This is a genomic window from Rhodoferax sp. (assembly GCF_018063565.1).
Taxonomy (GTDB): Bacteria; Pseudomonadota; Gammaproteobacteria; order Burkholderiales; family Burkholderiaceae_C; genus Rhodoferax.
On the sequence record NZ_JAGPBB010000108.1, the window covers coordinates 1 to 9,627 of the forward strand.

A 9,627-nucleotide genomic window follows, 5' to 3' on the forward strand; every position below is an offset into this window, starting at 1 on the left:
CAGCACCTCGCGGCTGTGCATACCCGGGTGCTCGCGTGCCATGGCAGTAATCAAGGCTTCGGGCACACCCAGCGCGTGTCCGACGTCACGCAGTGCACTGCGCGGACGGTAACTCACCACCACAGCGGTCAGGGCGGCGCGATCACGGCCATACCTCTGGTAGATGTATTGAATGACTTCTTCGCGCCGCTGGTGCTCAAAGTCCACATCAATGTCGGGTGGTTCATTGCGCTCACGGCTGATGAAGCGCTCAAACAACAGGCTCGAACGTGCCGGATCCACCTCGGTCACGCCCAGGCAGTAACACACGGCCGAATTGGCAGCCGAGCCGCGCCCCTGACACAGGATGCCCTGGCTGCGTGCAAAAGCCACAATGTCGTGCACCGTCAGAAAATACATCTCGTATTTCAGTTCGGCGATCAGGGTCAACTCATGATCGAGCTGATCGCGCACCTTGTCGGGCAGACCGGCAGGGTAGCGCCTGCTCGCCCCCTCCAGGGTGTACTGGCGCAAGGTTTGCGCCGGGCTCTGGCCCGGCAAAACCGCCTCCAGCGGGTATTGATACCGCAGTTCGTCCAGGCTGAAGTTGCAGCGCGCAGCCACGGTCAGGGTATTGCCAAGCAGCACAGAGGGGTAAATGTGCACCAGGCGATCACGCGTGCGCAGGTGGTTTTCGGCATTGGGCTGCAGGGCAAAACCACATGCTGATACGGCTTGACCCAGTCGCACCGCAGTGATCACGTCCTGCAGCGGTTTGCGCGAACGCACATGCATCAGCACATCACCGGCGGCCACCAGCGGTACGCCGGTGAGGGTCGAGATCTGGCTGAGTTTGTGCAACAGCAATGCATCATCCTGTCGCATCAGACAAGTCACTGCCAGCCAGACCTGTTGGCCAAACAGGCTCATGGCGCTTCTGCAGATGGCACAACCAGCTTCCAGACTCAGAGCACCTGGCAGCACCAGCAACACCTCACATCCGGCCAGGGTCGCCCAGGCCGGGTCGGGCCAGACCACCCGGTATTGCCCCTTGGCCGCACTGCGCCTTGCCCGGGTGATGAACTGGCACAGGTCGCCCCAGCCTTGCAGGTGATGTGGCAAGGCGATCAGGCCAAACTGGCTGTCACCAGGCCATAACGGCACGTCAAAGTACGCCCCTGGCAGCAACTTGAGACCGCACTTTTTGGCTCGGGTATGCGCCCGTACCAGGCCTGACACCGTGCACTCGTCCACCACAGCCAGTGCCTCATAACCCAGCGCATGGGCACGGTCCACCAGTTCCTCGGGGGTCGAAGTACCCCGACCAAAGCTGAAATTGCTGCGGCAAAACAACTCGGCGTAGTCTGGCGCCGCCAAGGGCAGCAAGGCTGGCACATCGACTGGCCGCATGGCTTCAGGCAAAAATACCATGCAGATACCAGACGTTGGCTGTCTGGTTGCCCCGCCCTTGCAGCAAACGCTCGCGGTAAATCCACACCAGAATGGTGCCGGGGTTTCGGGCAACAAAATAGTCACGCAAAGTGGTGTCCGCCACTTTGCCGGTGGGGTCTGGCCACCAACCCGCCTCCAGCCGTTGCGGGCCAATCAGCAGCGTCAGCGGCCCATCAAAACATGGGATCTGCTGATCACACACCAGCTGGATTGGTTCGGCCAGCAGCCAGGTGGGCAGCAGCGTGCTGGCCCATGCAGTGGGGACACCTGACATACCGCCAGAGTTTTTCAAGCTTTTTTGACCTCCAGCCCTTTTATCACCTTGAAATGTAGCTATTGATTGAGGAGCAGATGTGGCGGCCACCCATGCCTGCCGATGCTCTGGACGATGGTCCGCACAGGTTTGCAGGCGCAACACCTTGTGACAGCCAAGCCGCGCGCTCAGCCGTTCCAGCGTTTGCAACAAGCTGTCGCCCTTGAGTTGTTCAGCCGGTAACAGGCTGGCACTGCGGGCATGCCTGGCCTGCGTTTCGATTGTGCGCAGGCACAGCGACTGCACTGGTGCAGCCAGCTCGACCTGTGCCAGACGCTCGGCCAGCAAACGTTGCAGATGCAACATGTCGGCACTGGCCTGCGCCGTGCGAATCAGCACCGAACCTTCGGTCGCGGTGTTGCGCCGCGGGTCCATGCGCCAGCCCAGCTCGATGGCCAGCACGCCCAGCTGGCGCAGTTGCAACCAAGCCTGAAGTTGCGCCAGCAGGCGGCGCGCGCCAAACAGCAAGGCGTCGGCGCTCTCGACCTGGGTCACCAGTGCCAACCGGGAATCAAACACGTCGGGCAAGCTCAGCCAGGGGTAGACATCGGGCCGCTCCCCGTAAGCCTGATCCAGCGCTGCCAGCAAGTCTGCGCCAAAGCGGCGCGCCAGACCACCACGCGGCAAGGCCCGCAGTTGCCCCCAGGTGGTGCAGCCCATACGCGCCAAGGTACCCAGATGAGGGCGCGCTGCCAGCAATGCCAGCAGTGGCAGTTCGTCGGCTGGAAAAAGCGCTTTTTGGCCAGCGATCAGCCGTCCAAGCGCCAATAAAGATGTAGCACCCCGTGCATACGCCACATGGGCTATAGGCTTGCTTGACGTATAAATACTGCGCAGCAATGTGGCACGTCCACCCCACAACCGTTCACTGGCCGACACTTCGAGCAACACCACATCTGCCAGACAGGCCACCCTGGGCGTGTATTGCAACGCCCACCAGCCCAGCACCGTCACCGGGTCTGACAATGCATCGCCCAAAGCTGGCTCAGGCCGTGGCTGCAATGCGATCCAGTACATGGCTTTTCAAACGTGTGACCGGGGGCCGATCAGCTTGCTGCGTGGCCGCCACTTGCGGCCGGGCAAAAGCGGTCTGTCGGCATTGCCCCAGACTGAGTTGCACACTCAAAGGCGCAACGCGGGCCGGTAGCCAGAGGGAGTGGGCCAGGGGTGGACCACGGCGCTTGAGAATATGAACCGGCAAGTGGTCGCTGTCTGGCTCTGATCCCATCCCCGGATCGCCCAGTTGCAAGCGCAACACAGCAGGAGACGACTCGTGCTGCGCCAGCAACGGCCGCATGACAAACAACAGTTTGGCGTGTTTTTGGGCTGCCATGTGCAGGCGGCGCAAGTGGTCAGCGCGCACCCTGGGCAGCCACAACAGCAGGGCGTCCACCCCGGCACAGCGCAATACCTGCTCGGCTGCCCACAGTTGGTCGGCCAGCGTGTCGGCCCGGACCATGAGCAGTTGCTCAAGCCTGAGCCCCTGCGCAGCCAGACCCGGACCAAACGGCACAAAAGGCGCACCCACCAGCACCACCTGTTGTGACAGACCCCGCAGGACGGGCAGCAGCAAACGCCACTCATGCTGACCGGCTTGTGTCTGCAGGATTTCGCACATGGCCCCCACCGGCCAGCCACCGCCCGGTAACTGCGCATCCAGCAACGCATGACCGCTGGAGCGTGCCACGCCCTCGGCCACCGCAGCGCGCGCCAGCGCATCGCCAGACCAGACGGCATCACCAACATCTTCGAGCAGGGCAGAAAGGGCACTTGAAACCATGGCACATGAACACATTCAAAGCAGCATTAGACATCATTTAACTGTATAAATAAACAGTATTTTATTCAGCAATTTCTTTATCATTACCCGATGTCTGCAAACCCCACCCTGACGTCACCTCTGCGCAATCTGCGTCTTTCCTGGCAGCGCCAGTGGTCCAGTGTGGTGTTCATGCTGAAGTTTGGCGCGCTGGTGCTGGTGCTGTGGCTCACACCCTCGACCCACACCCCCGCCTACCGTGCCACCGCCGCGCGTTACATGGCCACCAGTGCCTGGCAGGTACTGCCATGGTTTACCGCACTGTCAGCGCTGCTGAGTCTGGTGCTGATCCGCATTGTGGTGGTCACCGCCCTGAGTTACGGGCTGTCGCAATACGCGCTGCAAATGGTGGTGCGGGTGCTGGTGCTGGAGCTGATTCCGCTGTCTGCCGCAATGTTTGTGGCACTACGGGCTGGCCTGGCGTTCAACGCCGGTGCGGCATCGGCCATTGCCAGCCCGCGTGTGCGGCGGGTGTCCGACCTGAGTCTGGAACAGTTACGCAGCGAACTCACGCCTCGTGTGCTGGCCGAGGCATTTTCGGTGCTGGCGCTGGCCATGATCAGCAGCATGATTGCACTGGTCTTGACCTACCTGATGGTGTATGGCCCCTCGCCCTGGGGGTTGCCGGGTTTTACCCGCGCGGTGGGACAGGTATTTGATTTGACGGTGTCCTTGAGTTTTGTCATCAAAGCCTTTTTGTTCAGCATGGCCGTGGCGGTGGTGCCGATGGCCGCCAGTCTGGAGCGTGACCCGGCTCTTGCGGGCAACGGCATGCAACCAGGCTCAGTGCGCCTATTCCTGGTGTTGTTGCTGGTGGAGGCGGCCTCGCTGGTTGTCAAGTACATTTGAATGAAATTAGGCTCCAGCGCATATTGACATTGCGCTACTAGCTATAAAGTTTGAACAATTCCCGTGCAGTTGCTCAATCCCAGCTGTAACCGCCATCCGCGCTGACTTCTTCGCACAGGGCTTCGAGCTCCTCAAGAAAAGCATCTGTGTCGTCTGGGGTCGCCTCGAACTTGCTGAACTCGATGTAGTTGCCGTCGTCATCCTCATCCTCGTCCCATTCGTATTCGTAGTCTTCACTTTCGGTGCAGTGGGCAGCGCAGAGTTTCTCGATTCTCTTGACCACCTTTTCGGCCTTGTCGGTGTAAATCCAAAAGCCTGTGAGCACCACTGACCGTTCATCAGCGCCTTCCTCTTCCTCTTCCTCCTCGTCTTCTTGTTCTTCCTCTTCATCAGCAGTTTCGTCGTCGGTCACCTGCCAGGCTTCGATCAGTGCCGCCACAAACTCGTCTTCGCTGTCTTCGAGTTGGTCGGTGCCCGCGATCTCAGTGATGCTGTTGACGATGCTGGCCAGCATGGTGGCAGACAGATGCTCGCCCAGCAGTTCGATGGACTCCTCCAGCAGTTCTTCATCGCCCACCTTGGCTGCTGCGCGACGCAGCAGCTTGTCAACCTGGGTGTTCACCCCCAGTGAATCGACCACAGCGGAGAAATAAGTGGCAATTTCTGCCAGTTCGTCGTTGCTGATGTCGCCGTCCGCCCCCGCTGCAGTGAGGAAAATGATCGCCATACGAAGTTCCAGCGGATGCTCACCCATGGCGTCGAGCAGGGTGCCATAGTCCTCTTCAGACATGTTGGCCAGTTCGGTATCAAAGTCGCCAATCAACGCTGTGTCGTCGCCCCAGCCCTCCTGGTCGAACTCAAAATTCTCCAGCTGGCGGATGATCCAGCTGTCACCGTCGTTGTACTTGGGGTTGACCAGGTAGTCATACGGGATGTAGCAATACCCCTTGTCGCCCCAGTCGGGACCCCACGAGTTGCGTACGATGAACACCCGGTCGGGGTCCGAATAGCCCACACACAGCATGGCATGGCCGCCGTGCGATTCGCGCGATGCCTCTTTGGGCGTGGGCAGGGGCACCACCCCTTTTTTGCGTTGCTGGTCAAACGACTCGTACAGCGAAATGCCGAAAATGATGGGGTGACCTTCGGCCAGGCAGGTCTTCCAGGCCGTCAGATTCACAGGCACCAGCTGCATGTCTTCCACTACAAACCGGGCGGCTTCTTCATAAGCCTCGTCGCTGGGACGTTTGTCGACTTTGGTTTGGGAAAAGGGCCAGCTGTCTTCGGCACACGCCCCATGGCTGCGCAGGCCCTCGATGGCGTCGGCAATCAGACTGCCGTTGTCGCCCTCGATACCACCCAGGTCACGGGCGTTGTAATAAATGAACAGGCGGCTGACGTCGTAGTCCCGCGCTTCGTGCTTCTTCACCAGGTATTCGTAGGCACCTGCGACAGCGTTGGCCACGCAACTGTTGGTGTTTTGCTGGTCTTCAATCTCGGTCAGATATTGCCGCAGATCCACTTTTGGCGGCAGCTTGAGATTCGGCTTGGCAGCGGAAAACTGTTTACGGTTGCTGAGTTTTTCCGGTGCGAAGCGGTAGCCCATGATTTTGCGTTCGGTGCCATCGCCTCGGGTCATGGTCCATGCGTCAGTGCTCATGCTTTTTCCTGTTGGGTTTCGAGTCAACCCGCATTTTGCCGAATTTCAGCTCTTCCTCTTCAGGCCGAAGTGCGGTCAGGCCGCTTGTGGGAAACTACAGATGCCATGTCCATCCAACCCAAGCCTGACAACCCGGAGTCCACCACCAGCCTGGAACGCAAAGCCGTGGCTTTGCTGACCGGGGTGGCCATCATTCTGGTGGGGTTTGCGCTATACGTGATGTTTGCCCGCGGCGTGTTTGAACGCACACAGGAGCTTGTATTGCTCTCAGACGACTCCGAAGGTGTCATTGTGGGAATGGACATGACGTTCTCGGGCTTTCCGATTGGCCGGGTGCGGCGCATCGAACTGGCAGACGACGGCAAAGTGCGCATCGTCATGGAGGTGCCCAACAAAGACTCCAGATGGCTGCGTACCAGCAGCATCTTCACGCTGGAACGCGGGATGGTGGGAGATACACGAATCCGGGCGTTCAGCGGCATTCTCACTGATCCCCCCTTGCCCGCCAACGCCGAACGCACCCTGCTGCGCGGCGATATGGCGGCCGAGATTCCGCGCCTGATGGCCTCGGTGCGGGCGCTGCTGGACAACCTGGAAACCATGACCGGCAGCGAGTCCAGCCTCAACACCAGCCTGGCGCACCTGATGGTAGTGACCGAGCGCCTGACCAGCCGCTATGGCATGCTGACCGGTGTTCTGGGAAATGAAGACAACGCCAGAAAGCTCATCTCCACACTCGACAGCAGCAACACTTTGCTGAAGAACGCAGACAGTCGCCTGTTTGGCAAGGGTGGTGTGGCCGATGACGCCCAAAATACCCTCAAAAGCACCCAGGCTACCCTGGCCGACAGCCAGAAGGCGATTGCCCAGCTGACTGCCTTGCTGTCTGACACACGCAACACCCTGGGCAAGGTCGACGCGGTGCTGGTTGAGGCCCAGGCCGTCGGTGCCAATGTACGCAGCGCCAGCACTGACCTGGGGCAATTGCGCACCGAGGTTGAGGTCAACTTGCGCAAGATCAGTCAGTTGACCGACGAGGTCAACCGCAAATGGCCGTTTGCGAGAGATGTGGAGATCAAACTGCCATGAGCCCGCAGATTGTTCACAGCACCGTGCTGGCCGTCGCGCTATTGGCGGGTGGTTGTGCCAACACACCGCCTGCGCCCAACTGGGAAGGCAGTGCGTTTTCTGCGCTGAACAGCTTCAGCACCGCCTACCTCGAAGGCAACAATCGGGTAGCCGACTTTGAATTTCAGCGTGCCCAGGGCGAGGTGGCCCGCACCGGGCGGCCCGATCTGATGGCGCGCCTGGCGCTGGTGCGCTGCGCCGCGCAAGTGGCCAGCCTGGAATTTGGGGGGTGTGCCGCTTACGCCGAGCGAGCGCTCGATGCCCGACCTGCCGAACAAAACTACGCTCTTTTTCTAGCCGGTCAGTGGGCCGACGTTCAAACCGATCAATTGCCCGAGACCTACCGCGACTGGGCCAGACAGGTACGCGCAGCTGCCCAGCACCCTGCCCCACCGGGCACGGTCACACCAACCCATCCGGCACAAGTCAGCACACTGGCGCAGATCAAGGAGCCACAGTCCCGTTTGATTGCCGCCGGAATACTCTTAAAATCAGAGCTTATAGTGCCCGTGGATATTGTGCTGGCAGCAGAAACAGCTTCAAGTCAAGGGTGGCGGCGCCCCTTGTTGGCATGGCTTGGGGTACTGCGCCAGCGTGCCCAGGCAGCGGGTGACGCCAAGGCCGCGGCCCAATTGCAACGGCGCATTGATCTGGTGTTGCAAAACCCGGCACGTTAGCTCGGCACGGCGTCAGCCTGACGCATAGGGCCAGGGTTGCCAGGACTGGACCTTGGGGTCAGTATCATTGACGGGGCATCAAGAGTATTCAAGGAGCGCCCGATGAGCAAAGACCTTTTTCCCCTTCTGCAACCCGTAGTCGCACTGTTAATATGGTCACTGGTGATATGGTTGTGGATGCTGGTCACCCGCATCCCTGCCATGGTGGCGCAAAAGGTGGTTCTCGACCCGAACGTGCCACCCAAGGATCTGACGCGGGATCTGCCAGCACGGGTGCGCTGGAAGGCGGACAACTACAACCACCTGATGGAAGCGCCCACGCTGTTTTATGCCGCTGCGCTGGTCCTTGCATTGACCGATCCAATGAACACCGTCGGGATTTTGGCCGCCTGGTCATATGTGCTGCTACGGGTCATGCACAGTCTGGTGCAGGTGCTGGTGAACCATATTCCCTCACGCCTTGCGCTGTTCGTGCTGTCTACCGGTGCGCTCGCCATCATGGTGTGGCAGGCGGCACGAGCGGTATTTGCATCGTGATGGGTGCAGTCGCAGGGCAGGCGCAGCGCCACCCAAGACTTTTACCCCGTTCTTGACCCACAAATTCGCAGACCGGAACTGGTCTTCTAACAATGGATTTAGTCAGTGGTCACTAAATTTTGCTGCACTGCAACAAAATCAAACAATTCATCGATATTTTCTTTACAATCCACGTTATGCTGCACTGCAACATAACAACCCGTCGGGGGTTGCCGTTGCGGTTGCCATATATCCATGAAGGAACCTGCCATGAACAACGCCTCCGAAAAACTCGTCGCCACCGCCAAAGCCGGCTTGACGGCCACGCAAGAGCTGGCAACCAAAGCCCAAGCTGCAACGCAAAAATTGGTGGACTTGAATATGTCGACCGCCAAGGCCACCCTGTCGGACTCGCTGGATCACGCCAAGGCCGTGATGGCGGCCAAAGACCCCCAGGCATTGGCAGCGCTGCAAGCCGGTCTGGCCCAACCAGCCGCCGCCAAGGCCACAGCCTACGCTGAAGAATTCCAGAAGATTGTTGCCGGTGCCAACGCTGAATTCACCAAGGCGGCGCAGTCCAATATGGACGACGTGCAAAAGGGCTTTGCCGCATTGATGGCAAGTGCCACCAACTCGGCCCCAGCCGGGACAGAATCGGCCATGGCCTTTTTCAATAACGCCATGACAGCCAGCCAGAACGCGTTTGCAAGTGCGCAGACCAGCGCCAAGCAAGCTGTGGAAGCGGCACAAGCCAACTTCACCGCAGTGACCACACAGGCCGTTGAGGCGGTCAAGAAAGCCAGCAAGTCTGCCTGATTGCCCGTCGAATTGACCCAAGAGAAACGGCACCCTGGGGTGCCGTTTCTTTGATTCGGCCTTTGACCGCCAACGGGCTTGGGAGCCAGGGCAACTCAGTCATCCACCGTTGCTGACGACACCAGTTCGTCGACAGCGGCGTCACTGCTCGCCAGCACAGTGAATGGATAGTCGGTTTCGTAGCGGGTGCCATTCTTCAGCACCCGGTGAACGCGCACCATCCAGCTGACCACTGATTGCACGGTCTTGACGCTTGCTGCCGCACGAGGCGGAATGCACATCTTGCCGTCGAACTGTTCGGCAACCACCACATCAAGATCGCTTCGCTCCAACAAGATCTTTTGATTGCTGGTTCGCGTGCCTTGACCATCCGTGCGTTCGCACAAGACGACCACTTTGAGTGATGACATGTAAACCG

Annotated in this window: 10 protein-coding genes; 5 read left to right on the forward strand and 5 right to left on the reverse strand. The window is 59.7% G+C overall.

From position 1 onward, the window contains the following. The 3 genes from KBF66_RS17165 to imuA form a co-directional block, all read right to left on the reverse strand. Positions 1–1,410 (reverse strand): PHP domain-containing protein (locus KBF66_RS17165; RefSeq protein WP_296660195.1); only part of this gene is annotated, 1,410 nt, incomplete at its 3' end. Further along, entirely contained in the window at positions 1,394–2,761 is a 1,368-nt protein-coding gene (locus KBF66_RS17170; protein ID WP_296660199.1) for a DNA polymerase Y family protein, read from the reverse strand. The genes KBF66_RS17170 and KBF66_RS17165, both read right to left, overlap by 17 nt. Next, on the reverse strand, positions 2,730–3,524 hold the full coding sequence (imuA, locus tag KBF66_RS17175) for a translesion DNA synthesis-associated protein ImuA (protein ID WP_296660203.1): 795 nt from the start codon (positions 3,522–3,524) through the stop codon (positions 2,730–2,732). Before imuA ends, KBF66_RS17170 begins: the two co-directional genes overlap by 32 nt. Positions 3,525–3,614: 90 nt before the next feature. Between imuA and KBF66_RS17180 the strand changes: the two genes are divergently transcribed. Then, entirely contained in the window at positions 3,615–4,412 is a 798-nt protein-coding gene (locus KBF66_RS17180; RefSeq protein WP_296660206.1) for an ABC transporter permease, read from the forward strand. A 73-nt stretch (positions 4,413–4,485) separates the two neighbouring features. Here KBF66_RS17180 and KBF66_RS17185 read toward each other — a convergent pair whose 3' ends face one another. Continuing rightward, the gene (locus KBF66_RS17185) at positions 4,486–6,072 is read right to left on the reverse strand and encodes a C1 family peptidase (protein WP_296660209.1); all 1,587 of its coding nucleotides are present in this window, start codon (positions 6,070–6,072) and stop codon (positions 4,486–4,488) included. Positions 6,073–6,177: 105 nt separating this feature from the next. Between KBF66_RS17185 and KBF66_RS17190 the strand changes: the two genes are divergently transcribed. From KBF66_RS17190 to phaP, 4 genes are all read left to right on the forward strand, one after another. Further along, positions 6,178–7,161 (forward strand): MlaD family protein, encoded by a 984-nt coding sequence (locus KBF66_RS17190; RefSeq protein WP_296660213.1) that lies wholly within the window; start codon positions 6,178–6,180, stop codon positions 7,159–7,161. After that, positions 7,158–7,877, forward strand: coding sequence for a hypothetical protein (locus KBF66_RS17195; protein ID WP_296660215.1), 720 nt, complete (start codon positions 7,158–7,160; stop codon positions 7,875–7,877). Before KBF66_RS17190 ends, KBF66_RS17195 begins: the two co-directional genes overlap by 4 nt. A 102-nt stretch (positions 7,878–7,979) precedes the next feature. Further along, a complete protein-coding gene (locus KBF66_RS17200) occupies positions 7,980–8,414 on the forward strand; it encodes an MAPEG family protein (RefSeq protein WP_296660218.1) in 435 nt (144 codons plus the stop codon). Positions 8,415–8,663: 249 nt separating this feature from the next. Continuing rightward, positions 8,664–9,209 (forward strand): TIGR01841 family phasin, encoded by a 546-nt coding sequence (gene phaP, locus KBF66_RS17205; RefSeq protein ID WP_296660221.1) that lies wholly within the window; start codon positions 8,664–8,666, stop codon positions 9,207–9,209. A gap of 95 nt (positions 9,210–9,304) precedes the next feature. On the opposite strand, the gene KBF66_RS17210 is transcribed toward phaP, so the two are convergent. Continuing rightward, on the reverse strand, positions 9,305–9,627 hold a 323-nt coding region (locus KBF66_RS17210; RefSeq protein WP_296660224.1), incomplete at its 5' end, for a hypothetical protein.